Annotated in this window: 20 protein-coding genes and 2 pseudogenes; 13 read left to right on the top strand and 9 right to left on the bottom strand. The window is 71.2% G+C overall.

Features of this window, described 5'->3' with window-relative positions; translation table 11 throughout:
• Positions 1-127: 127 nt before the first annotated feature.
• The 3 genes from OG306_RS06745 (at position 128) to pheT (ending at position 5,197) form a co-directional block, all read left to right on the top strand.
• Positions 128-1,372 (top strand): sensor histidine kinase, encoded by a 1,245-nt coding sequence (locus OG306_RS06745; RefSeq protein WP_266745195.1) that lies wholly within the window; start codon positions 128-130, stop codon positions 1,370-1,372.
• A 145-nt stretch (positions 1,373-1,517) separates the two neighbouring features.
• The gene (pheS, locus tag OG306_RS06740) at positions 1,518-2,645 is read left to right on the top strand and encodes a phenylalanine--tRNA ligase subunit alpha (protein ID WP_266745194.1); all 1,128 of its coding nucleotides are present in this window, start codon (positions 1,518-1,520) and stop codon (positions 2,643-2,645) included.
• Positions 2,645-5,197: a phenylalanine--tRNA ligase subunit beta gene (pheT, locus tag OG306_RS06735; RefSeq protein WP_266745193.1), complete on the top strand. Its 2,553-nt coding sequence runs from the start codon at positions 2,645-2,647 to the stop codon at positions 5,195-5,197. Before pheS ends, pheT begins: the two co-directional genes overlap by 1 nt.
• Positions 5,198-5,510: 313 nt before the next feature.
• On the opposite strand, the pseudogene OG306_RS06730 reads toward pheT, so the two are convergent.
• Positions 5,511-5,726, bottom strand: a pseudogene (locus tag OG306_RS06730) (PucR family transcriptional regulator ligand-binding domain-containing protein); the annotation flags it as partial.
• A gap of 502 nt (positions 5,727-6,228) precedes the next feature.
• Between OG306_RS06730 and OG306_RS06725 the strand changes: the two are divergent.
• Both OG306_RS06725 and OG306_RS06720 read left to right on the top strand, forming a co-directional pair.
• Positions 6,229-7,584 (top strand): transcriptional regulator, encoded by a 1,356-nt coding sequence (locus OG306_RS06725; protein ID WP_266907152.1) that lies wholly within the window; start codon positions 6,229-6,231, stop codon positions 7,582-7,584.
• Between the two features lie 100 nt (positions 7,585-7,684).
• Complete coding sequence (locus OG306_RS06720; RefSeq protein ID WP_266745191.1) at positions 7,685-8,215, top strand: NUDIX domain-containing protein; 531 nt, start codon at positions 7,685-7,687, stop codon at positions 8,213-8,215.
• A gap of 74 nt (positions 8,216-8,289) precedes the next feature.
• Here OG306_RS06720 and OG306_RS06715 read toward each other — a convergent pair whose 3' ends face one another.
• Entirely contained in the window at positions 8,290-9,150 is an 861-nt protein-coding gene (locus tag OG306_RS06715; protein WP_266745190.1) for a 3-hydroxybutyryl-CoA dehydrogenase, read from the bottom strand.
• A gap of 187 nt (positions 9,151-9,337) precedes the next feature.
• Here OG306_RS06715 and OG306_RS06710 point away from each other — a divergent pair, with 187 nt between their 5' ends.
• Positions 9,338-10,630 carry a glycoside hydrolase family 10 protein gene (locus tag OG306_RS06710; protein WP_371665192.1) on the top strand — a complete coding sequence of 431 codons (1,293 nt, stop codon included), beginning with the start codon at positions 9,338-9,340 and terminating at the stop codon, positions 10,628-10,630.
• A gap of 108 nt (positions 10,631-10,738) precedes the next feature.
• Here the strand turns inward: OG306_RS06710 and OG306_RS06705 are convergent, their stop codons facing one another.
• From OG306_RS06705 to OG306_RS06695, 3 genes are all read right to left on the bottom strand, one after another.
• Positions 10,739-10,948 (bottom strand): DUF1918 domain-containing protein, encoded by a 210-nt coding sequence (locus tag OG306_RS06705; protein ID WP_266745188.1) that lies wholly within the window; start codon positions 10,946-10,948, stop codon positions 10,739-10,741.
• An 86-nt stretch (positions 10,949-11,034) separates the two neighbouring features.
• Positions 11,035-11,829, bottom strand: a complete 795-nt coding sequence (locus tag OG306_RS06700) for a DMT family transporter (protein ID WP_371666218.1) — start codon at positions 11,827-11,829, stop codon at positions 11,035-11,037.
• 3 nt (positions 11,830-11,832) lie between these two features.
• Positions 11,833-11,997, bottom strand: a complete 165-nt coding sequence (locus OG306_RS06695; protein WP_371665191.1) for a hypothetical protein — start codon at positions 11,995-11,997, stop codon at positions 11,833-11,835.
• Between OG306_RS06695 and OG306_RS06690 the strand changes: the two genes are divergently transcribed.
• Entirely contained in the window at positions 11,996-13,444 is a 1,449-nt protein-coding gene (locus tag OG306_RS06690; protein WP_371665190.1) for a PLP-dependent aminotransferase family protein, read from the top strand. The two genes, OG306_RS06695 and OG306_RS06690, sit on opposite strands and share 2 nt — an antisense overlap.
• A 193-nt stretch (positions 13,445-13,637) precedes the next feature.
• Here the strand turns inward: OG306_RS06690 and OG306_RS06685 are convergent, their stop codons facing one another.
• Positions 13,638-14,381 (bottom strand): Clp protease N-terminal domain-containing protein, encoded by a 744-nt coding sequence (locus tag OG306_RS06685; RefSeq protein ID WP_266745185.1) that lies wholly within the window; start codon positions 14,379-14,381, stop codon positions 13,638-13,640.
• Positions 14,382-14,522: 141 nt separating this feature from the next.
• On the bottom strand, positions 14,523-15,020 hold the full coding sequence (locus tag OG306_RS06680; protein ID WP_266745184.1) for a peptidylprolyl isomerase: 498 nt from the start codon (positions 15,018-15,020) through the stop codon (positions 14,523-14,525).
• 164 nt (positions 15,021-15,184) lie between these two features.
• Here OG306_RS06680 and OG306_RS06675 point away from each other — a divergent pair, with 164 nt between their 5' ends.
• The 6 genes from OG306_RS06675 to OG306_RS06650 all read left to right on the top strand — a co-directional run bounded on the left by OG306_RS06675 (position 15,185) and on the right by OG306_RS06650 (position 22,014).
• Positions 15,185-17,059, top strand: a complete 1,875-nt coding sequence (locus OG306_RS06675) for a glycoside hydrolase family 15 protein (protein ID WP_371665189.1) — start codon at positions 15,185-15,187, stop codon at positions 17,057-17,059.
• A gap of 136 nt (positions 17,060-17,195) precedes the next feature.
• The gene (gene argC / locus OG306_RS06670; protein WP_266745183.1) at positions 17,196-18,224 is read left to right on the top strand and encodes an N-acetyl-gamma-glutamyl-phosphate reductase; all 1,029 of its coding nucleotides are present in this window, start codon (positions 17,196-17,198) and stop codon (positions 18,222-18,224) included.
• Positions 18,221-19,375, top strand: coding sequence for a bifunctional glutamate N-acetyltransferase/amino-acid acetyltransferase ArgJ (argJ, locus tag OG306_RS06665; RefSeq protein WP_266745182.1), 1,155 nt, complete (start codon positions 18,221-18,223; stop codon positions 19,373-19,375). The genes argC and argJ overlap by 4 nt, the downstream gene beginning before the upstream one ends.
• Complete coding sequence (gene argB / locus OG306_RS06660) at positions 19,372-20,274, top strand: acetylglutamate kinase (RefSeq protein ID WP_266745181.1); 903 nt, start codon at positions 19,372-19,374, stop codon at positions 20,272-20,274. The genes argJ and argB overlap by 4 nt, the downstream gene beginning before the upstream one ends.
• Positions 20,271-21,467 carry an acetylornithine transaminase gene (locus OG306_RS06655; RefSeq protein WP_266745180.1) on the top strand — a complete coding sequence of 399 codons (1,197 nt, stop codon included), beginning with the start codon at positions 20,271-20,273 and terminating at the stop codon, positions 21,465-21,467. The genes argB and OG306_RS06655 overlap by 4 nt, the downstream gene beginning before the upstream one ends.
• A 10-nt stretch (positions 21,468-21,477) precedes the next feature.
• The gene (locus tag OG306_RS06650) at positions 21,478-22,014 is read left to right on the top strand and encodes an arginine repressor (protein WP_371665188.1); all 537 of its coding nucleotides are present in this window, start codon (positions 21,478-21,480) and stop codon (positions 22,012-22,014) included.
• A gap of 15 nt (positions 22,015-22,029) precedes the next feature.
• Here the strand turns inward: OG306_RS06650 and OG306_RS06645 are convergent.
• Together OG306_RS06645 and OG306_RS06640 are read right to left on the bottom strand one after the other, a co-directional pair.
• A pseudogene (locus OG306_RS06645) lies at positions 22,030-22,730 on the bottom strand (L,D-transpeptidase family protein).
• A gap of 55 nt (positions 22,731-22,785) precedes the next feature.
• Positions 22,786-23,397: a pyridoxamine 5'-phosphate oxidase family protein gene (locus OG306_RS06640; RefSeq protein ID WP_371665187.1), complete on the bottom strand. Its 612-nt coding sequence runs from the start codon at positions 23,395-23,397 to the stop codon at positions 22,786-22,788.
• Positions 23,398-23,583 lie beyond the last annotated feature (186 nt).

Here is a 23,583-nt window from a genome sequence, read left to right as displayed (position 1 = left end):
CCCGTACCCCACCGACGGCGCACCGTGTGAGTGCGCCCCCCCGCAGGGTGTCGCTCCGTCACCGACGACTAGTAGGGTGACGAACTCGGGGGCCCACTACACCGGTTCGAGAGGTGGGGTACGGGATATGGCTGTCGGCATGGGCATGCCGCGCGGGACACGCACGGCCGCGGTGCGCGCCTGTGACGGCCCCGGCCCGGCGGACGAACCGGCCGACGGCCAGGACCCCGACGGCGCGCATCCGTACGGCCGGGACATCGACGGCCGGGACATCCGAAGTCGGGACACCCACAGCCGGGACACCGGAGCCGTCGACCTCACCGTCGATCCCGACGACCTCCCCGACGGCCTGGTCATCGCCGACGAGACCGGCCGGGTCATCTGCTTCAACTCCGCCGCCGTTCGGATCACCGCCATGCCCCGGGCCGCCGCTCTCGGCCGCCCCCTGGAGCACGTCCTGCCGCTGGAGGACCTCAAGGGCCGCCGCTGGTGGGCGCTGACCGATCCGTACGGCGGCCTCGCCATCCGGGTCGGCCAGCCCGAGCGCAATCTGCTGCTGCCCGGCGGCCGCGAGGTCCTGGTCTCCGCACGGTACGTACGCGAGCACCCGACCGGTCCCGTACGCCGGGTGGTGATCTCGTTGCGCGGCACCGAGGCCCGGCGCCGCACCGAACGCAGCCACGCCGAGCTGATCGCCACGGTCGCCCACGAGCTGCGCTCCCCGCTGACCTCCGTCAAGGGCTTCACCGCGACCCTCCTCGCCAAGTGGACACGGTTCACCGATGACCAGAAGCGCCTGATGCTGGAGACCGTCGACGCCGACGCGGGCCGCGTCACCCGGCTCATCGCCGAACTGCTCGACATCTCCCGGATCGATTCCGGGAGGCTGGAGCTGCGCCGGCAGCCCGTGGACCTCTCCGCCGCCGTCGAACGTCACATCCAGACCCTCACGGCGAACGGCCAGACCCCCGACCGCTTCCTCGTCCGCACCTGCCAGCCGCTGCCCGCGGTCTGGGCCGACCCGGACAAGGTCGACCAGGTGCTCGGCAACCTGCTGGAAAACGCGGTGCGCCACGGCGAGGGAACCGTCACCATTGAAGTCGCACCCGCATCCGTACCCGCGAAGAGCGACGAGAAGGGAACGGCCGTCACCGTGAGCGACGAAGGCCCCGGCATCCCCGAGGAGTCGATGGGTCGTGTCTTCACCCGCTTCTGGCGGGGGAGCAAGCGCGGCGGCACCGGCCTGGGCCTCTACATCGTCAAGGGCATCGTCGAGGCGCACGGCGGCACGATCACCGTCGGTCGCGGCCCTGGAGGCGGCGCGGAATTCCGATTTATTCTGCCCGTGAGCGCGCCGGCCTACCTGGTCTGAGCGGCCCACGGGCCTCCCACACATCCTGTGGCCCTTAGACTCGACCTTTGGCACCTTTGCGTCCTCCAGTCGTCGATCGGGGCCATGGGGGTCCGGGGCATTCCCCGGTAAGCGCAGTATCAGCCAATCGGAAGCACGGGAAGAGATGTCGGCACCGAACAAGTCGTACGACCCAGTCGAGGTCGAGGCACTGAAACCGGAAGAGATCGAGCGCATGCGGGACGAGGCGTTCGCCGCCTTCGCTGCCGCCGGTGACCTCGACGCGCTCGCCCAGGCGAAGACCGCGCACACCGGTGGTACCTCGCCCCTGTCGCTCGCCAACCGGGAGATCGGCGCACTGCCGCCACAGGCCAAGGCCGAGGCGGGCAAGCGCGTGGGCCAGGCCCGCGGCGCCGTGAGCAAGGCCCTCGCCGCCCGTCAGGCGGAGCTGGAGGCCGAGCGGGACGCCCGCGTCCTGGTCGAGGAGGCGGTGGACGTCACGCTGCCCTACGACCGCGTCCCGGCCGGCGCCCGTCACCCGCTGACGACCTTCATGGAGCGCGTCGCGGACGTCTTCGTGGCCATGGGCTACGAGGTCGCCGAGGGCCCCGAGGTCGAGGCCGAGTGGTTCAACTTCGACGCCCTGAACTTCGTGCCCGACCACCCGGCCCGGCAGATGCAGGACACCTTCTTCGTCCGGGGCGCCGACGGTGCCGAGAGCGACGAGTCCGGTGTCGTGCTGCGTACGCACACCTCGCCGGTCCAGGCCCGCACCCTGCTCGACCGCGAGCCCCCCGTCTACGTCGTCTGCCCCGGCCGCGTCTACCGCACCGACGAGCTCGACGCGACGCACACCCCGGTCTTCCACCAGATCGAGCTGCTCGCCGTCGACGAGGGCCTCACCATGGCCGACCTCAAGGGCACCCTCGACCACATGGTCCAGGCGCTCTTCGGCCCGGACATGAAGACCCGGCTGAGGCCGAACTTCTTCCCGTTCACCGAGCCGTCCGCCGAGATGGACATGGTCTGCTACGTCTGCCGCGGCGCGTCCGTCGGCAACCCGGACCGTCCCTGCCGCACCTGCGGCAGCGAGGGCTGGATCGAGCTCGGCGGCTGCGGCATGGTCAACCCCAAGGTGCTCATCGCCTGCGGTGTCGACCCCCAGAAGTACAGCGGATTCGCCTTCGGGTTCGGCATCGAACGGATGCTGATGTTCCGCCACAACGTCGAAGACATGCGAGACATGGTCGAGGGTGACGTCCGGTTCACCCGGCCGTTCGGGATGGAGATCTGATGCGCGTCCCGCTTTCCTGGCTGCGGGAGTACGTCGACCTGCCGGCGACAGAGACCGGCCGTGACGTACAGGCCAAGCTCGTCGCCGTGGGTCTGGAGGTCGAGACCGTCGAGCAGATCGGCGCCGGCCTCAAGGGCCCGCTGGTCGTCGGACAGGTACTGACCATCGAGGAGCTGGAGGGCTTCAAGAAGCCCATCCGCTTCTGCACCGTCGACGTCGGCCACGCCAACGGCACCGGTGAGCCGCAGGAGATCGTCTGCGGAGCCCGTAACTTCTCCGTCGGCGACAAGGTCGTCGTGGTCCTCCCGGGCGCCGTCCTGCCCGGCGACTTCGCGATCGCCGCGCGCAAGACGTACGGCAAGACCTCGCACGGCATGATCTGCTCAACCGACGAGCTCGGCATGGGCGACGACGGCACGCACGGCATCATCGTGCTGCCCCCGGAGCACGAGGTCGGCAGCGACGCGATCGAGCTGCTCCAGCTCGTCGACGAGGTCCTCGACATCGCCGTCACGCCGGACCGCGGCTACTGCCTGTCCATCCGCGGCGTCGCCCGCGAGACCGCCATCGCGTACGGGCTGCCGCTGCGCGACCCGGCGCTCCTGGACGTACCCGCGCCGAACGCGTTCGGCTACCCGGTCAAGATCGCCGACCCGATCGGCTGCGACAAGTTCACCGCGCGCACCGTCGTCGGCCTCCAGCCCGAGGCGCGCTCCCCGATCTGGCTGCAGCGCAGGCTGCAGAAGGCCGGGATGCGCCCCATCTCGCTCGCCGTCGACGTCACCAACTACGTGATGCTGGAGCTCGGCCAGCCGCTGCACGCGTACGACCGCACCCGCCTCGACGGGCCGATCGGGGTGCGCCGCGCCCAGCAGGGCGAGAAGCTCACCACCCTCGACGGCACGGCCCGCGTCCTGGACGCCGAGGACCTGGTCATCACCGACAACCGCGGGCCGATCGGCCTCGCGGGTGTCATGGGCGGCGCCAACACCGAGATCGCGGACGTCCAGGACGGTACGCACAGCACCACCGAGGTCGTCATCGAGGCCGCGCACTTCGACGCGATCTCGATCGCCCGGACCGCGCGCCGCCACAAGCTGACCTCCGAGGCGTCCAAGCGCTTCGAGCGCGGCTCCGACCCGCAGGCCGCGGCTGCCGCCGCGCAGCGCACCGTCGACCTGCTGGTGCTGCTCGCCGGCGGCACCGCCGAGGCCGGCGCCACCGAGGTCAGCGCCCCGTCCGCGCCCCGCACCATCGCCATGCCGGCGGACCACCCCGACCGGGTGGCCGGGGTCGGCTACGGCCGCGAGACCGTCGTACGCCGCCTCCAGCAGGTCGGCTGCGACGTCTACGGGCAGGACGAGCTGATCGTCACCGTGCCGTCCTGGCGCCCGGACCTCAGCGAGCCGAACGACCTCGCCGAAGAGGTCATCCGTCTCGAGGGGTACGAGAACCTCCCGTCCACCCTCCCGACGCCGCCGTCCGGCCGCGGGCTCACCGACCGCCAGCGGCTGCACCGCAGGATCGGCCGGGCGCTCGCCGGAGCCGGCTACGTCGAGGCGCTGAACTACCCGTTCATCGGTGCCGCCGTGCTCGACCAGCTCGGGTTCGACACCGACGACGCCCGCCGCCGTACGGTCGAGCTCGTGAACCCGCTCTCCGACGAGGAGCCGGCGCTGCGCACCACGCTGCTGCCGGGCCTGCTCGGCGCACTGCGGCGCAACGACGGTCGCGGCAGCCACGACCTCGCTCTCTTCGAGACCGGCCTGGTCTTCCTTCCCCAAGCTCTCGGCTCCGTTCGAGCAGGGGAGACCCCACTGACCGGTACGGAGACGAAGGCCGTACGGCTGCCCGTCGACCGCCGTCCCACCGACGAGGAGATCGCCGGGCTCGACGCCACGCTGCCGCGCCAGCCGCGCCGCGCCGCGGTCGTCCTCGCGGGCGCCCGCGAGCAGGCCGGCTGGTGGGGCAAGGGCCGCCCGGCCGACTGGGCGGACTCCGTCGAGGCCGCCCGGACGATCGCCCGCGAGGCGGGTGTCGAGGTGACCGTCCGCAGCGACCAGCACGCGCCGTGGCATCCGGGCCGCTGCGCCGCGCTGTACGTCACGGTGAACGGCACGGAGACCCTCTTCGGGCATGCCGGTGAGCTGCACCCGCGCGTCATCAAGGAGCTCCACCTGCCGGAGCGCACCTGTGCCATGGAGGTCGAACTCGACCTCCTGGAGCAGGCTGCCGACGGCGCGCTCCAGGCGCCCCGGATCTCCGCCTTCCCGGTGGCGACCCAGGACGTCGCGCTGATCGTCGCGGAGAACGTCCCCGCCGCCGAGGTGGAGCGGGCGCTGCGCGAGGGCGCGGGTGAACTCCTCGAATCGCTGCGGCTGTTCGACGTCTTCACCGGCGACCAGATCGGTGCGGGCCGCAAGTCCCTGGCGTACGCGCTGCGCTTCCGCGCGGCGGACCGCACGCTGACCGTCGACGAGGCCTCGGCCGCGCGCGACGCCGCGGTGGCGCTCGCCGCCGAGCGGACGGGCGCGGTGCTGCGGGGCGCGTGAGGCGCCTTCGTCCTCGACCGCCGGGCGGGCCGGATCTCCGGCTCGCCCGGCGCGTTCGACGACGATTCGGGGCCCGTCGGGGACGACACGGCTCCGCCGGCCGGCGCGCGGCCGACGAGTGCTGCTCCAGCACCGTGCCCGCCGTGTCGAGGACGGCGACCTCGGCGGTCAGATGCTGGGCCAGTACGGCGACGAGATGACGCGGGCCGCGGCCCGCGAGCAGCGCTCCCATGATCTCGCCCTGGAGGCGGATCATCAGCCGGGTCCGCGCGTACTGCTCGGCGAAGATCTGATCCGCCGTCCACCGGCCGATCTGGATGAACGGGATCTCCACCGGGGACGTCAACAGCGCGAGCCCGTGCCGTTCGGCGGCGTCCCGCAACCCCGCCGGCACCCGGTCGCGCACCAGCCCGATCCCGATGCAGAGCGCCGCGACGGGCACGGCGACCAGGTCACGTACCAGCCGGTCCCACGCCCGGCGGGTACGCCGGCGCAGGCCGGTGGTCAGAACCAGCTCACCAGCGCGCAGGAACGGGACCCAGCGCGCAGGAACGGGACCCAGCGCGCAGGAACGGGACCGGATCCTTCAGTTCGACGGCGGCCACTGGTCATGTCTGCCGGCCGCGACGTGGGGAGGGGCGCATCCGGTCACCGGACGCGCCCCTCCCGTGCTCGCCGAACGGCGAGGACCGCACGCGGGCCCCGGCCCGGCCCGGGGGAACCCGGCTCCGTGCCGATCCCGCAGCCACCCTCCGATCCGTGGGCAGTGGGTCGTGCGATCCGGCGCCGTCCGCGCCGCCGCGGAGTGTCGGGCAGGCCGGCGGTAACGGACGACGCGGGTGCGGGTCGTCGGCTGTACGAGGGGGAGCAGACGACCCGGCCGCCTCTTGCGAGACGACTGATTCAACCGACCCGGGCCCCGGCGTGCCAGAGCGCGCGGCGGGACGGTTCGGGCATTACGTTCACACCCCGTGTGAATCGTGCTCCACTGGTGCGACACGCCTCGGCGTGCCGAACCACCGGAGGGGCACATGGGGGCAACGGAGCCCAACGTTCTGCTGGCGGCCCTGATCGAGGAGGCGGGCGTCTCCCGGGCCGGCCTCGCCGCGCACATCAACCGGATCGGCCGCTCCCGCGGACTGTGCCTGCGGTACGAACACACCGCGGTGGCCCGCTGGTTGAAGGGGCAGCGCCCCCGTGGCCAGGTGCCGGACCTGGTCTGCGAAGTCCTCGGGAACCGGCTGAACAGGCCTCTTGCACTGGACGACATCGGCATGGCGGCTCCGGGCGCCGGTGCGGGTGCGGGTGGGCCCGCGTCCACACTCGGCGGATTCGTCGAGCGGACCACCGCGCTGTGGCGCTCCGACGCACAGCAGCGCCCGCACATACTCGCCTCGGCCGCCGTCACGGGGACCACGGCGGTGATGCCCGTCTGGGAATGGGAGAACCCGCCCGAGGACCTCGATGTCTCCCGCAGCGGCACCACCCGGGTCGGCGCGGCCGACATAGTGACGCTGCGCGCGGCCCGTGCCCACTACGAACTCATGTACCGCAGGGCAGGCGGAATCGCGACCCGATCCCGCATCGTCGGCTTCCTCAACGCGGAGACCGCCCCGCTGCTGCGTGGCGCCTACAGCGATGCGACGGGGCGCCAACTGCACCGGGCGACAGGAGGGTTGGTGGCCGTCGCGGGCATCTGCGCCTACGACTCCGACGCGCACGGGCTCGCCCAGCGCTACTTCCACCAGGCGCTGCGGCTGGCCAAGGCGAGCGGGGACCGGGGGCTCGGCGGCTATGTGATCGCCCTGCTGGTCAACCAGTCGCTGTGCCTCGCCGAGTACCGGCAGTCGGTGGCCTTCGCGCAGGCGGCGCTCCGGGCCGCCAGTGGCCACATCACTCCCGCGCTGGCCACCGATCTGTACGCGATGCAGGCCAAGGCGTACGCCCACCTCGGCGACGCGGGCAGCGCCCTGGACTGCATCCGGCGCGCCGAGTCGAAGGCGGAACGCATCCGTCCGGGCGAGGAACCGGACGAGACGGGGTACGTCCAGCCGGGCCTGGTCGATGTGCAGGTGGCCGAGGCGCTGCTCGGCCTCGGCGATCTGCCCGGGGCCAGGGAACACGCGGCGGCGGCCGTACGGACCCCGGCGCACGACCGGGGCAGAGTGCACCGGCTCGCCATGCTGACCCATGTCGAGCTGCGCCAGGGCGAGGCGGACCGGGCGGCGGCCACCGCCGTGGAAATGGCCGAGCGGGCCCGGGGCATGGAGTCGCAGCGGCTGCGCGACCGGCTGCGCGCGGTGCGCGACGACCTGATCGCGAGCGGCTGCGCCGAAGCGGGGCGGGCCGCCGAACTGATCGACGGGGCGTTGCGCGTACCGCTGTGAGTACCCACGCGCGGGCGAACCCACCGGTGCCGGTACGTTCCCCTCCGGTCCTACGCCTGCTGCGATGTTGCCACCTACTCTGTCGGAAGGTGGCACAACTGTGCAATGGGCGAACCTGAACGAACAAACTGTGTATGAGAACCGCTGGTTCCGGGTCAATCTGGCGGATGTGGTCGTCCCCGACGGCCGCCATCTCGACCACTACCTGATCCGGCTCCGCCCCGTCGCGGCGGCCACCGTCGTCAACGATGCCAACGAGGTGCTGCTGCTGTGGCGGCACCGGTTCATCACCGACAGCTGGGGCTGGGAGCTCGCCGCGGGCGTCGTCGAGGACGGCGAGGACATCGCGGCCGCCGCGGCCCGGGAGATGGAGGAGGAGACCGGCTGGCGCCCCGGCCCGCTGCGCCCGCTGCTGACCGTGGAGCCGTCGAACGGCCTCACCGACGCCCGGCACCACCTCTACTGGTCCGAGGAGGCGACCTGGACCGGCCACCCCAGCGACGACTTCGAGTCCTCGCGCCGCGAGTGGATACCGCTCAAACTGGTGCCCGACATGATCGCCCGCGGTGAGGTCCCGGCCGCCGGCATGGTGGCCGGGCTGATGATGCTCCATCACTCAAGGCTGGGGTGAGACGCCCGCGAGCGCGTACGGGGTCGGTCGGGGGCAACGCCCCGCCCGACCCCGTACGGGCACGGGAGAACGGATCAGGAGTACGGGTAGAAGCCCGAGCCGGTCTTGCGGCCGAGCCGGCCCGCGTCCACCATCCGCTGGAGCAGCGGGGGAGCGGCGTACAGCGGCTCCTTGAACTCCGCGTACATCGAGTCGGCGACCGAGGCCACGGTGTCCAGACCGATCAGGTCGGAGAGCTTCAGCGGGCCCATCGGGTGGGCGCAGCCGAGCTCCATGCCGTTGTCGATGTCCTCACGGCTGGCGATGCCCGACTCGAACATCCGGATCGCTGAGAGCAGATACGGAATGAGCAGCGCGTTGACGACGAAGCCGGAGCGGTCCTGGGCACGGATCGGGTGCTTGCCGAGGACGTCCTGCACCAGGGTCTCGGCGCGCTTCACCGTCTCGTCGGACGTCGTCAGCGCGGGGATCAGCTCGACGAGCTTCTGCACCGGGGCCGGGTTGAAGAAGTGGATGCCGATGACGTGGTCCGGGCGAGAGGTCGCCACGGCCAGCTTCACCAGCGGGATGGAGGAGGTGTTCGAGGCGAGGATCGCGTCCTGCCGGGTCACCACCTGGTCGAGCACCTGGAAGATCTCGGTCTTGACCTGCTCGTTCTCCACGACGGCCTCGATGACGAGATCGCGGTCGGCGAACTCCCCGAGGTCGGTGGTGTAGCTCAGCCGGGCCAGGGTCTCGTCGCGCTCCACCGGAGTGATCTTGCCGCGTTCGGCGGCCTTCGAGAGGGAGTTGTGCAGCCGGGTGCGCCCGATCTCCAGCGCCTCGCCGGTGGTCTCGGCCACCATCACCTCGAGACCGCTGCGGGCGCACACCTCTGCGATGCCCGCGCCCATCTGACCGCAGCCCACTACTCCGACGCGTGCAATGTCGGCCATAGAGTCCGTCACCTCGTGCCTTTCGCTGTTCTCCGAGTCGCAGGTTCCCGTCCGATCCGGTGCCCGCCCCGACTCCCCGACGTTACCCGCGACCTACGGGTCATCGCGGGCCGGGGCGGGCATGCTCTGCGTTACGCCTGAATGCAGGGGCGACGGACGATGACAGAGAGACGGCAGGTGCAACGAAATGCGGCAAATCGCCAGACGAGGCTTTGTTGCGGGTGCGGCCGGAGTGGTCGCGGGGGTGGTGAGCGGCGTCACCACAGCTGGTGACGCCGTCGCGGCTCCGTCCCGGCAGGACGGTTCCGGGCAGGAGGACGCACGGCCCCGCGAGGGCGGTCGCCGGGGTGCGCGGCGTGAGCTGCGCGGCATGTGGGTCGCCACCGTCGCCAACCTCGACTGGCCCTCCGCACCCGGCCTGACGGCGGCCCAGCAGCGGGCCGAGCTCATCGGGTATCTCGACGAGGCCGTCGACCGGCGGCTGAACGCGGTGATCCTCCAGGTCCGGCCGACCGCCGACGCGCTGTGGCCCTCGCCCTACGAACCGTGGGCCCAGTACCTCACCGGGGTCCAGGGCAAGGACCCCGGCTGGGACCCGCTGGGCACCGCCGTCCAAGAGGCGCACCGCCGCGGCCTGGAGCTGCACGCCTGGTTCAACCCGTACCGGGTCGCCAACCACACCGACCCCTCCCGGCTGACCGCCACCCACCCCGCCAGGCTGCACCCCGACTGGGTCCTGCCGTACGGCGGGAAGCTCTACTACAACCCCGGAATCCCCGAGGTCCGCCGCTTCGTCCAGGACGCGATGCTCGACGCGGTCCGCCGCTACGACATCGACGCCGTGCACTGGGACGACTACTTCTACCCGTACCCGGTGGCCGGACAGGTCTTCGCCGACGACGCCACGTACGCGAAGTACGGCGCCGGCTTCCCGGACAAGGCCGCCTGGCGGCGGGGCAACACCGACAAGCTGGTGCGCGAGACCGCCGAGCGGATCAAGGGGATCAAGAAGCACGTCCAGTTCGGGATCAGCCCGTTCGGCGTGTGGCGCAACGCCGCGACCGATCCTCTCGGCTCCGACACGAAGGCGGGCGTGCAGACGTACGACGATCTGCACGCCGACACCCGCGGCTGGATCAGGAAGGGCTGGATCGACTACATCTGCCCGCAGATCTACTGGAACATCGGCTTCGCAGCCGCCGACTACGCCAAGCTGCTGCCGTGGTGGGACGAGGTCGTACGGGGCACGGGCGTTGACCTGTTCGTGGGCGAGGCGCTCTACAAGGCCGGCGACCCCGCGCAGCCCGCCGCCTGGCAGGACCCGGCCGAACTCTCCCGCCACCTCGACTTCGCCGCCGGCTACGACCAGGTGCGCGGCCACGTCTACTTCTCCGGCAAGGACGTGGTCACGGACCGGATCGGAACCATGGCCCGGGTGGTGGCCGACCATTACCGCAACAGGGTGCGTCCACCCCGCTGACCGAAGCAGCGGGGTGGACGCACCCTGTTGCGCGGGCGGGCCGCCGGGAAGCCGGTCGGTCCGCCCGGGGCCCGGGGGTGGAAGAGCAGTGCCGTCCGCCGGAGGCCGCTACCGGGTCTCCGTTGCCCGCTTACGGGCTCTGTGCTGTACGACGCTGTCGGGACCGGGCGAAATGAGGTGTTCGTGTCCGTCCTCGAAGCGGACGCGGTACGGGGGAGTGCCCCCGGCCCCGAGCACTTCGACGATCTCTGCGACCCGGTCGTGCTGTCCCACGGTCCTGCCGTGCGTCAGCAGACGGTCGCCCGCGTGTGCCTCCATCGGGTGTGACCTCCTCACGGGTGGCGGTCCATGTCGACAAGTCTATGACCGAAACGCGACTTCGCCCGGCGGAGGGTGCGCGGTTCTCACCCCGCACGCCGGACGCGCCCCGCCCGCTGAGTGACCGCGATGCAGACCAGCACCGCGATCGCCGCCACCGGCGCCGCCGCTGAGACCTTCTCGCCGAGCACGAGGAACGACCACACCAGAGTCAGCATCGGCTGCGCGAGCTGGAGCTGGCTGGCCCGCGGCACCCCGATCTCCGCCATCCCGCGGTACCAGACGTACAGGCCGAGGAAGGTGGACCCGGCCGCCACCCAGACCAGGCCGATCACTCCGTGCGCGGTCGGCCGCACCGGCTCCAGGGGCAGCGCGAGCGCCGCCCCGGCCACTGCGAGCGGCAGGGAGACGATGAGTGCCCAGCCGACCACCTGCCAGCCCGGCATGACCCCGGCGAGCCTGCCGCCCTCGGTGTACCCCGCCGCGCACACCAGCAGCGCACCGAACAGATACAGGTCGCTGCCGGACAGCGCACCGCCGCTCTGCTGCACGGTAAACGCGATCACGACCGCCGCCCCGGCGAGCGCCGCGACCCAGAAGGCACGGGACGGGCGTGCCCCGGTCCGCAGCGAGGAGAACACCGCGGTGGTCAGCGGAAGCAGCCCCACCACCACAGCCGCGTGCGAGGTCGTCGAGGTCTGCAGGGCCAGTGTGGTCAGCAGCGGGAAGCCCACCACGACGCCCGCGGCGACGACGAGGAGCCCGGGCCGGTGCCGACGGTCCGGCACCGGTACGCGCCCCGCCATCAGCACAGCGCCCGCGATCGCCGCGGCGAGCAGGGTGCGCAGCGCCACCAGCGACCAGGGGCCGAAGCTCTCCAGGCCTCAGGCCGTGGACGGGAAGGTCAGCGAGAACGCGACGACGCCGAGCCCGGCGAGAACCACGCCACCGCGGTTCGTCGAACCGGCCGTCGAACCGGCCGTCGAACCGGCCGTCGAAGTATCAACCGCTATCGTTCCGGGGGGAGTAGCGCTATCGTCAGCTTTCATGCACGAGCGTAGCAGTGTCGCTGAACTCGCCGCTTCTCTCCGCGGCGAACTGAACCGCTACTCACCGGGTGGAAAGCTGCCGTCGAGCCGGACCCTGGTGGAGCGCTTCCGGGTCAGCCCCGTCACCGTCTCCCGGGCCATCGCCCAGCTCGCCGCGGAGGGCCTCGTCGTCACCCGGCCCGGCTCCGGCGCCTTCCGGGCACAGCCCCGTACCGATGCGCCCCCGCCGGGCGACACCTCCTGGCAGGAGGTCTCCCTCAGCGGCGACCGCGGCCCCGAAGCGGTGCCGCGCACGGTCGACGCCTCCGGTGTCCTGGTCACGCTCGCCGCACCGCCGCCCGGTGTCATCGAGCTCAACGGCGGCTATCTCCACCCCTCGCTCCAGCCGGAGCGGGCGCTCGCCGCCGCCCTCGCCAGGGCCGGGCGCCGCCCCGGCGCCTGGGGGCGCCCGCCCACCGACGGACTGACCGAGCTACGGGCCTGGTTCGCCCGCCAGATCGGGCCCGCCCTCACCGCCGCCGACATCCTGATCACCGCGGGTGGCCAGAGCGCCCTGGCCACCGCGCTGCGCGCCCTCGCCCCGCCCGGCGCCCCGGTCCTGGTCGAGTCGCCCACCTACCCCGGCATGCTGGCGGCCGCCCGCGCCACCGGGCTGCGCCCCGTGCCGGTGCCCGTCGACCCGGACGGCGTACGGCCGGAACTGCTCGCCGCCGCGTTCCGGGCCACCGGCGCCCGCGTCTTCGTCTGCCAGCCGCTCTTCCAGAACCCGGCCGGCGCGGTCCTCGCCCCCGAACGGCGCGGCGAGGTCGTCCGGATCGCCCGTGCGGCGGGTGCCTTCGTCATCGAGGACGACTTCGCCCGCCGCCTGGCCCACGACGACGCCGGGCCACTGCCCGCGCCCCTGGCCGCCGACGACCCGGACGGTGTGGTCGTCCACGTCTGCTCCCTCACCAAGATCACCTCGCCGAGTCTGCGGGTGGGCGCGCTCGCCGCCCGCGGGCCGGTGCTCGGCCGGCTGCGGGCCATCCAGGTCGTCGACAGCTTCTTCGTCCCCCGACCGCTCCAGGAGGCCGCGCTCGAACTGGTCGGCTCCCCGGCGTGGAGCCACCATCTGCGTGCCGTATCGGCCGAGCTGAGAAACCGGCGCACCACCATGACGACGGCCCTCCGGCAGGAGCTCCCCGCCCTCGCGCTCCCGCACATCCCCGCGGGCGGCGGCAGCCTGTGGCTGCGCCTGCCCGAGAACGAAGCCGGCACGGACGAGTCCGCGGTGGTCTCGGCGGCCCTGCGCGCGGGCGTGGCCATCGCGCCCGGACGCCCGTACTTCTGCGCCGAACCCCCGTCCCCGCAGGTCCGGTTGAGCTATGCCGCGGTGGCCGGTGCGGCCGAGATCGCCGAGGGGGTCCGCCGTCTGCGCACCGCCTGTGACGAGGTCCTGGGCGGGTGAGGGCACCGACGAGGCCTACGAGAGGTGCGCGAGGGCCGACTTCGAGCCATCGGGAGGCGTGCATCCGTGGAGCACCCCCATCGCCGTTGTCCACGGTCACGCTCACCGGCATGCCGGGCCGCCGGAGCCTCGGACTCGAAGCCGGGGTGCGCTGGCCGGTTCTTTCGCACTCAGCCCGGACGGACCGCGCCGGTCATGCCTGCTTCTTCGAGCCGACGCCGAGGGTGACGGCCTCGGCGATCGCCGTCTCGGCCGTCGCCTTGTCGATGCCGAGACCTGTCAGCACACCCGCACCGTCCTCCTGTTCCAGCAGGGCGAGCACGAGGTGCTCGGTGCCGATGTAGTTGTGGCCCATCCGCAGGGCCTCGCGGAACGTCAGCTCCAGAGCCTTGCGGGCCCCGGCGTCGTACGGGACGAGTTCGGGCAGTTCGCCGTCCACGGCCGGCGGCAGCGACTCGGCCGCGGCCCGGCGGACGGCGTCCAGCGTGACCCCCTGGGCCTTGATGAACGCGGGGCCCAGCGCCTCCGGCTCGCTGAGCAGCCCGAGCACCAGATGTCCGGTGCTCACCTCGTTGTTGCGCGCCGCGTGGGCCTCGTTCTGCGCGGCCATCACGACGTTCCTGGCCCGCTCCGTGAAGCGGCTGAACCCCTGGCTGGGGTCGAGGTCGGACAGCTCGCCGGGATCCTTGGCGACGAACCGCTTCTGCGCCGCCTGCCGGGTCACCCCCATGCTCTTGCCGATGTCGGACCAGGAGGCGCCCGAGCGCCGGGCCTGGTCCACGAAGTGCCCGATCAGATGGTCGGCCACATCCCCGAGGTGGTCCGCGGCGATGACCGCGTCGGAGAGCTGGTCGAGTGTGTCGGTGTGAACCTTCTTGATGGCCTCGATCAGCTCGTCGAGGCGCACAGGATGGGTCATGCGTACGGGATTCTCCATATGTCAACTCTAGGTTGACAGTGGAGGCATGTCAACCTTCGGTTGACAGTGGACCGGGTCCGGCCGGTCGCCGGGGACAACGGAGCGCGCCCCCGACGGAGACCGTCGGGGGCGCGCTCGTTCAGCGGTTTTGGGGGCGGGTCAGAGGACCCCGCTGTCCGCGATGGTGACCTTCGCCTGGGGCCGGCCGCTCTGCGAACCGAGGGCCTCGATCTTCTTGACCAGGTCCATGCTCTCCTGGTTGTCGACCTCGCCGAACACCACGTGCTTGCCGTCCAGCCAGGACGTCACGATGGTCGTGATGAAGAACTGCGAGCCGTTGGAGTTGGGGCCGGCGTTGGCCATGGAGAGCAGGCCCGGCTTGGTGTGCGCGAGCTTGAAGTTCTCGTCGGCGAACTTGGCGCCGTAGATGCTCTGGCCGCCCGTGCCGTCACCGCGGGTGAAGTCGCCGCCCTGCAGCATGAAGTCGGGGATGATCCGGTGGAACGAGGAGCCCTTGTAGCCGAAGCCCTTCTCGCCGGTCGCCAGTGCGCGGAAGTTCTCCGCGGTCTTGGGAACGACGTCGTCGAACAGTTTGAACGTGATCCGCCCGGCGGGCTCGTCGTTGATGGTGATGTCGAAGTAAACCTTGCTCGTCATGGAACCATCCTGACATCGATGCGCTCGGCGCCGACGGGCGGGCATGGTGCCGGGCCCGTCGACACGGTCACGGGGAGGGTGCGACGGCACCCGTTCTCGTTTGTCCTGTATGTCGACGACTGGCTAGTCTGAACAGGGGGTGCGGAGGCTCAGGGAGGTCCGAGGTGACTGTTGAGGCCAACGCGAGCGCCGGGACGTTCAGTGCCTTCGGCGCGTCCACCGGTGTCGGCGGACCCCGCTATCTGCCGGTTGCCGAGCACGGCCTGATCGGCGATCTGCGCAGCGCGGCCCTGGTGGACACCAACGGCACCATCGACTGGTACTGCTGCCCGCGCTTCGACGCGCCCAGTGTCTTCGCCTCGATCCTCGACGCCGACCGCGGCGGGTACTTCGAACTCGCGGCGGATGCTCCGACGCGTACCAAGCAGTTCTACTTCCCCGACACCAATGTGCTGATCACCCGCTTCTTCGCGGAGGACGGGGTCGGCGAGGTCCAGGACTTCATGCCGGTACTCGACGATTCGCGCGAGGCCGACCGGCACCGGCTGATCCGCCGCGTGGTGTGCGTCCGCGGATCGCTGCCGTTCCGCGCCCGGGTGGCCCCCCGTTTCGAGTACGGGGCGCAGCCGCACACCGTGCACGTACAGCATGGCCAGGCGGTTTTCGAATCGCCCTCTCTCACTCTCGCGCTGACGTCGAGTGTGCCGCTCGAGGTCGCCGGCCGGGACGTATGGTCGCTGTTCAAGTTGCACGAGGGCGAGTCCGCGGTCTTCGCCCTCGACCGGGTCGGCGGCGACGTGGCACCCCGCTTCTGCCCGTTGTCCGAGGCGGAGCAGCAGTTCAACTCCACCGTCGGATACTGGCGGCGGTGGCTGTCCCAGTCGCGGTACCGCGGTCGCTGGCGGGAGATGGTGCACCGCTCGGCCCTCACCCTGAAGCTGCTCACCTATGCCCCGACCGGGGCCATCATCGCGGCGCCCACCACCAGCCTCCCCGAACGCATCGGCGGCGAGCGCAACTGGGACTACCGCTACGTATGGATCCGTGACGCCGCGTTCTGCGTGTATGCGCTGCTCAGGCTCGGGTTCACCGACGAGGCCGAGGCGTTCATGGGCTTCCTCTCCGAGCATGTCCACCTCGAAGCGATCGACGCGAGCAGCCCCACCAGCCCGCTGCAGATCATGTACGGCATCGACGGACGCCGTGAGCTGCCCGAACGCAAGCTGACCCATCTCGAAGGCTACCGGGGCTCGGCCCCCGTACGCGTCGGCAACGGCGCCGTCTGCCAGCTGCAACTGGACATCTACGGGGCGCTCATCGACGCCCTTTACCTCTACGACAAGTGGGGGCAGCCCATCTCCAGCGCACACTGGGACAGGATCACCGAGCTGGTCGACTGGGTGTGCGATCACTGGGACCAGCCCGACCAGGGGATCTGGGAGACCCGCAGCGGGCGCAAGAACTTCCTCTACTCGCGATTGATGTGCTGGGTGGCCATCGAACGCGCCATGCGGCTGGCGCGTCACCGCGGCCTGCCCGCCGACATCGTGCGGTGGGGGCGGGCACGGGACACGATCTACCACCGGATCATGCGCCATGGCTGGTCCGCAGAGCGGCACGCCTTCGTGCAGTACGAGGACGGCCACGTCCTGGACGCGTCCCTGCTGATGATGCCGCTGGCGAAGTTCATTTCGCCCACAGACCCGAGGTGGCTCGCCACGCTGGACGCGCTGGGCGAGGACCTGGTCTCCGACTCGCTGGTCTACCGCTACGACCCGCAGGCCAGCCCGGACGGGCTGCGGGGCGACGAGGGCACGTTCTCGATCTGCTCGTTCTGGTACGTCGAGGCGCTGACCCGCGCCGGCCGCCTGGACGAGGCCCGGCTCGCATTCGAGAAGATGCTCACGTACGCCAACCACCTCGGCCTGTACGCCGAGGAGATCGGTCACACCGGGGAGCTGCGCGGGAACTTCCCGCAGGCCTTCACCCATCTGGGCTTGATCAGCGCGGCATTCAATCTCGACCGCAGGCTCGGTTAGGCGTCGGACGACGGACGGGAATGAATCAACGTCCAACCATGAACCAGCAGTAATGGGGTGAGTGCGGTGGGCCATGCGGTCTTTGCATAAAAGTGCGTGAATGCGTATAGTCATGCCATCGGCGAGGAGGATTTCGATGGTGGTACGTGCAGCAGTGGCAGGGGCGAGCGGATACGCCGGTGGGGAGCTGCTCCGTCTCCTGTTGGTCCACCCCCAGGTCGAGATCGGGGCCCTCACCGCCAACTCCAACGCGGGGCAGAAGCTCGGTGCGCTGCAGCCGCATCTGCGGCCGCTGGCCGACCGGGTGCTGCAGCCGACCACGGCCGAGGTGCTCGCCGGGCATGATGTCGTCTTCCTCGCCCTTCCGCACGGGCAGTCCGCCGCCGTGGCCGAGCAGCTCGGTGACGAGGTGCTCGTCGTGGACATGGGCGCCGACTTCCGGCTCGAGGACGCCTCGGACTGGGAGAAGTTCTACGGTTCGCCGCACGCCGGGACCTGGCCCTATGGTCTGCCCGAACTGCCCGGCGCGCGCTCGGCGTTGGCGGGATCCAGGCGCATCGCGGTGCCCGGCTGCTACCCGACCGCCGTCTCGCTCGCGCTCTTCCCGGCGTACGCGGCCCAGCTGGCCGAGCCCGAGGCCGTGATCGTCGCCGCGTCCGGCACCTCCGGGGCCGGCAAGGCGGCCAAGCCGCATCTGCTCGGCTCCGAGGTGATGGGCAACATGTCCCCGTACGGCGTCGGCGGGGGCCACCGGCACACCCCCGAGATGATCCAGAACCTCAGCGCGGCGGCCGGCACACCGGTCACCGTCTCCTTCACGCCGACCCTGGCGCCGATGCCCCGCGGCATCCTCGCCACGTGCAGCGCGAAGGCGAAGCCGGGCGTGAGCGCCGAATCCCTCCGCGCCGCGTACGAGAAGGCGTTCGCCGACGAGCCGTTCGTCGACCTGCTCCCCGAGGGGCAGTGGCCCGCCACGGCGGCCGTCCACGGTTCCAACGCCGTGCAGATCCAGGTCGCGTACGACGAAGCCGCGGGCCGGATCATCGTCATCAGCGCCATCGACAACCTCACCAAGGGCACCGCCGGCGGCGCCCTGCAGAGCATGAACATCGCCCTCGGGCTCCCCGAGGACACAGGTCTTTCCACGATCGGAGTCGCACCGTGAGTGTCACGGCAGCACAGGGGTTCTCCGCGGCGGGCATCGCCGCGGGAATCAAGGAGAGCGGTAACCCGGACCTGGCCCTCGTGGTCAACAACGGTCCGCGTCACGCCGCCGCGGGCGTCTTCACCTCCAACCGCGTCAAGGCCGCCCCCGTCCTCTGGTCGGAGCAGGTACTGAAGGGCGGTGAAGTCGGCGCCGTCGTGCTCAACTCCGGTGGTGCCAACGCCTGTACGGGCCCACAGGGCTTCCAGGACACCCACGCCACCGCCGAAAAGGCCGCCGAGGTCCTCCCCGGCCACAGCGCGGGCGAGATCGCGGTCGCCTCGACCGGACTGATCGGGACGCTGCTCCCGATGGACAAGCTGCTGCCCGGCATCGAGACCGCCGCCGCGGCACTGAGCGAGCACGGCGGCGAGAAGGCCGCCATCGCGATCAAGACCACCGACACCGTCCACAAGACCGCCGTCGCGGGCGGCGAGGGATGGACCGTCGGCGGCATGGCCAAGGGCGCGGGCATGCTCGCCCCGGGCCTCGCCACCATGCTGGTCGTCCTCACCACCGACGCCGATGTGGATGCCCCCGCGCTGGACACCGCGCTGCGCGCCGCCACCCGCACCACCTTCGACCGGGTCGACTCCGACGGCTGCATGTCGACCAACGACACGGTCCTGCTGCTGGCCTCCGGCGCCAGTGGAATCACTCCGGACCAGGGCGAGTTCGCCGAGGCCGTCCGGACCGTCTGCGCCGACCTCGCCCGGCAGCTCATCGGTGACGCCGAGGGCGCCTCCAAGGACATCCGGATCGAGGTCATCAACGCAGCGACCGAGGACGACGCCGTCGAGGTGGGCCGCTCCATCGCCCGTAACAACCTCCTGAAGTGCGCCATCCATGGCGAGGACCCCAACTGGGGCCGCGTCCTGTCCGCGATCGGCACGACGAAGGCCGCCTTCGAGCCCGACCAGCTGAACGTCGCCATCAACGGCGTCTGGGTCTGCAAGAACGGGGGGGTCGGCGAGGACCGTGACCTGGTCGACATGCGCTACCGCGAGGTCGAGATCACCGCTGACCTGGCCGCAGGCACCGAGTCGGCCGTCATCTGGGCCAACGACCTCACCGCGGACTACGTCCACGAGAACAGCGCGTACAGCTCATGACCTCGGCGCGGAAGCACACCGCACTCCCGAAGGCGCAGATCCTCATCGAGGCACTGCCCTGGCTGACCCGGCACAACGGCAAGACCGTCGTCATCAAGTTCGGCGGCAACGCCATGATCGACGAGGAACTGAAGGCGGCCTTCGCCCAGGACGTCGTCTTCCTGCGCCAGGCCGGCCTCAAGCCCGTCGTCGTGCACGGCGGCGGCCCGCAGATCAGTGCCCAGCTCGACAAGCAGGGCCTGGTCAGCGAGTTCAAGGCGGGTCTGCGCGTCACCACGCCCGAGGCGATGGACGTCGTACGGATGGTGCTGGCCGGACAGGTCCAGCGCGAGCTCGTCGGCCTGCTCAACCAGCACGGCCCGCTCGCCGTCGGCCTGACCGGCGAGGACGCCCACACGATCACCGCCACCCAGCACCGGCCCACCATCGACGGCGAACTCGTCGACATCGGCCGGGTCGGCGAGATCACCGCCATCGACACCGGGGCGATCCAGGCGCTGCTGGACGACGGCCGGATCCCGGTCATCTCCTCCATCGCCCGCTCCGCCGACGACAACCACGTCTACAACGTCAATGCCGACACCGCGGCCGCCGCACTCGCCGCCGCGCTGAACGCCGAGACGCTGATGGTCCTCACCGATGTCGAGGGCCTCTACGAGGACTGGCCCAACAGCGAAGACGTGATCAGCCGCCTCACCGCCACCGAGCTGGAGAAGCTGCTGCCCGAGCTGTCCAGCGGCATGGTGCCGAAGATGCAGGGCTGCCTGCACGCCGTGCGCAACGGCGTAGAGACCGCCCGCGTCATCGACGGCCGGGTCCAGCACTCGATCCTGCTGGAGATCTTCACCGACGAAGGAATCGGCACGATGGTCGTGCCCGACACACAGGGGGAGTCATGAGCAACCAGGAGCTGTCGCAGCGCTGGAGCCACGCGCTGATGGACAACTACGGCACCCCCCAGCTGTCCCTCGTCCGCGGCGAGGGCGCCCATGTGTGGGACGCCGACGGCACCGAGTACGTCGACTTCGTCGGCGGTATCGCGGTGAACGCGCTGGGCCACGCCCACCCCGCCGTCGTCGAGGCCGTCTCCACCCAGATCGCCTCCCTCGGCCACGTCTCCAACCTCTTCATCGCACCGCAGCCCGTCGCCCTCGCCGAACGGCTGCTCCAGCTCTTCGGCCGTGAGGGCAGGGTCTACTTCGCCAACTCGGGCGCCGAGGCCAACGAGGCCGCCTTCAAGATCGGCCGGCTGACCGGGCGGACCCACATGGTCGCCACCGACGGCGGCTTCCACGGCCGGACCATGGGCGCGCTCGCGCTCACCGGCCAGCCGAAGAAGCGCGCGCCCTTCGAACCGCTGCCCGGCGATGTCACCCACGTCCCCTACGGGGACGCCGAGGCGCTGCGGGCCGCCGTGAGCACCGACACCGCCCTGGTGATCATCGAGCCCATCCAGGGCGAGAACGGTGTGGTCGTGCCGCCCAAGGGGTACCTGGAGGCCGCCCGCGAGATCACCCGGGCCACCGGCACCCTGCTCGTCCTCGACGAGGTGCAGACCGGTATCGGCCGTTGCGGCCAGTGGTTCGAGCACCAGTCCCACCAGGGCGTCGAGCCGGACGTCGTCACCCTCGCCAAGGGCCTCGGCGGCGGACTGCCGCTCGGCGCGACCGTCGCGTTCGGCCCGGCGGCCGACCTGCTGAAGCCGGGCCAACATGGCACGACGTTCGGTGGTAACCCGATCGCCTGCGCCGCCGGACTCGCCGTCCTGGACACCCTGGCGGCCGACGGCGCGCTGGACCGGGTGAAGCGGCTCGGCGAGAAGATCCGGAACGGAGTGGAGGGTCTCGGGCACCCTCTGGTCTCCCACGTCCGCGGCTCCGGGCTGCTGCTGGGTATCGTGCTCACCGAGCCCCTGGCACCGCAGGTGCAACAGGCGGCTCAGGGAGCCGGAATCCTGGTGAACGTACCCGCCCCCGATGTCGTGCGGCTCATGCCGCCACTGATCATCGGCGACACGGAGGTGGACGCGTTCCTCCGGGCGCTGCCCGGCGCTCTCGACGCGGCAAAAGGGGACGGACGATCCGGAGAATGAGGCGACGACGATGACCGAGGCGCAGGAGACCGAGCACGGCGGGCCGTCCGTGCCGCAGACCCGCACCGCACGCCACCGCCGGATCGTGGACATCCTGAACCGGCAGCCGGTGCGCTCGCAGAGCCAGCTGGCCAAGCTCCTCGCCGACGACGGGCTGAGCGTCACCCAGGCGACGCTCTCCCGCGATCTGGACGAGCTGGGCGCGGTGAAGATCCGCAACACCGGCGGCGAACTGATCTACGCGGTGCCGAGCGAGGGCGGCTTCCGCACCCCGCAGGCACCGCTGGGCGGGTCCGCGAAGGAAGAGCGGATGCGGCGCCTCTCCGCCGAACTGCTCATCTCGGCGGAGGCCTCGGCCAACCTCGTGGTGCTGCGCACCCCGCCGGGCGCGGCCCAGTTCCTCGCCTCGGCCATCGACCAGGCCGAACTGCACGACATCCTCGGCACCATCGCGGGTGACGACACCCTCATGCTGATCAGCCGTGACCCGGCGGGCGGCCAGGCGCTCGCCGACCACCTGCTGCGACTGGCCCAGAAAGAATGCTGAGCGGGCCGGAACGACTCAGTAGCGCGTGATCGCGAGCGGTCCCGAACGAGTCCCGATCGCGATGTGCGGACGGCGGGCCGGATCCACCCAGTCCAGGATCCGGTCCATCGCGGCCGCCGGTACGGACACACAACCGGCGGTCGCGCCAGGCCCGTTGACATGCAGGAAGATCCCGGCGCCGCGCCCCCGCACCGGCCGCGCGTAGTTGAAGCCGATGACGAGCGGCGGGCGTACTGCGTCGGATACGCGCTCAGATGCTCCGCCTCGCTCGCCCGGCAGTCCGCCGGCCGCGGCTCCACCCAGCGGTTGTAGGACCGCGCCCCGTTGTCCTGGCACCACCACGACCGGCTGTTGACCCGGCGGTACGGGTGGACGGTGCCGGCCGGCGCCGTCTCGGCCCCGAAGGCGAACGGCAGGTCGTACAGGCCGGTGGGGGTGGTGTCGGTGCCCTGTTTGCGCGACGCCCCCTCCGCCAGGCCCTTCGCACCGAACCGGGCCGGGGCGGAGCCGCCCTTCACCCAGGTGTCCCGGCGCAGATTCCACCAGGTGACGGTGCCCGTGGCGGACCCCGCGGCCGGTGCCTCGGCCGTGATCAGCTGGGTGCCGCCGCCGGTGTCGGTCAGCCGTTCCGGGAGAACCGGCGCCGCGGCGGGCCGGGCCGCGACCGAGCCCGCCGGCGCGAGCAGTACCGAACCGGTCACCAGAGATCTGCGCATGCCACGGACGCTAGAGCGTCCGGCGGGGCGGCACCTGCGGTCTGCTCCGGACAGCTCAATTCCCTGCTGCACCTTCGTTCGCGCCCGGCATGGCCGGCAGCGGGAGCGGCAGCCCCGGCAGCCCGTCGATACTCGTCGCGACGTGCTCCTTCTTCTCGAAGTAGACACTGAGCGACGCGTCGTCCTCGCGGGCGAAGCGCTGTGCGTGCAGTGGCCGGTCCTCGTCGTACGACATGAAGGGCACGGCGAATCCGCAGGTGTCCCGGATCAGCTCGGCCCTGACCACGACGATGGCACGCAGTCCGTGCGAGCCGGGGTCCACGTCGGGGAAGTGGCCGAGCAGCGGACCGAACCGCGGATCGTCGCGGAAGACCGGCTCGCCGCGGCCGTGCACCCGCACGATGTTCGGCGGCCCCTGGAAGGCGCACCACATGAGCGTGATGCGGCCGTTCTCGCGCAGATGGGCGATGGTCTCGGCATTGCTGCCCGCGAAGTCCAGATACGCCACGGTCAGCTCGTCGACGACGGCGAACGAGCCGCTGACGCCCTTGGGGGACAGATTGACCGTGCCCTCGCCGTCCAGGGGCGCCGTCGCCGTGAAGGAGATGTGCTGCTCTTCGATGAAGGTCCTGATCCGTCCGTCGATTCGCTCGTACGTTTTTCCCATGGCGGCCATTATCGTCGCCAACTCCGGCGTGGCCGAGCCCGTTTCAGCCGATGGGACACCGGTGCGGACCCGCCGCCCGGCACCGTTCCCGCACCGCTTCGCAGCCGTCGCGGCCGCTGGTCACGGCCCTGGCCCCGGTGTCGACGCGCCACTCCCACCTGCACCTTTGACAAAGCATACGGAGGA

Source organism: Streptomyces sp. NBC_01241 (genome assembly GCF_041435435.1).
Lineage (GTDB): Bacteria > Actinomycetota > Actinomycetes > Streptomycetales > Streptomycetaceae > Streptomyces.
The sequence above is the reverse complement of the archived record's forward strand: the minus strand, read 5'-3'. Positions and strand labels throughout refer to the sequence as shown.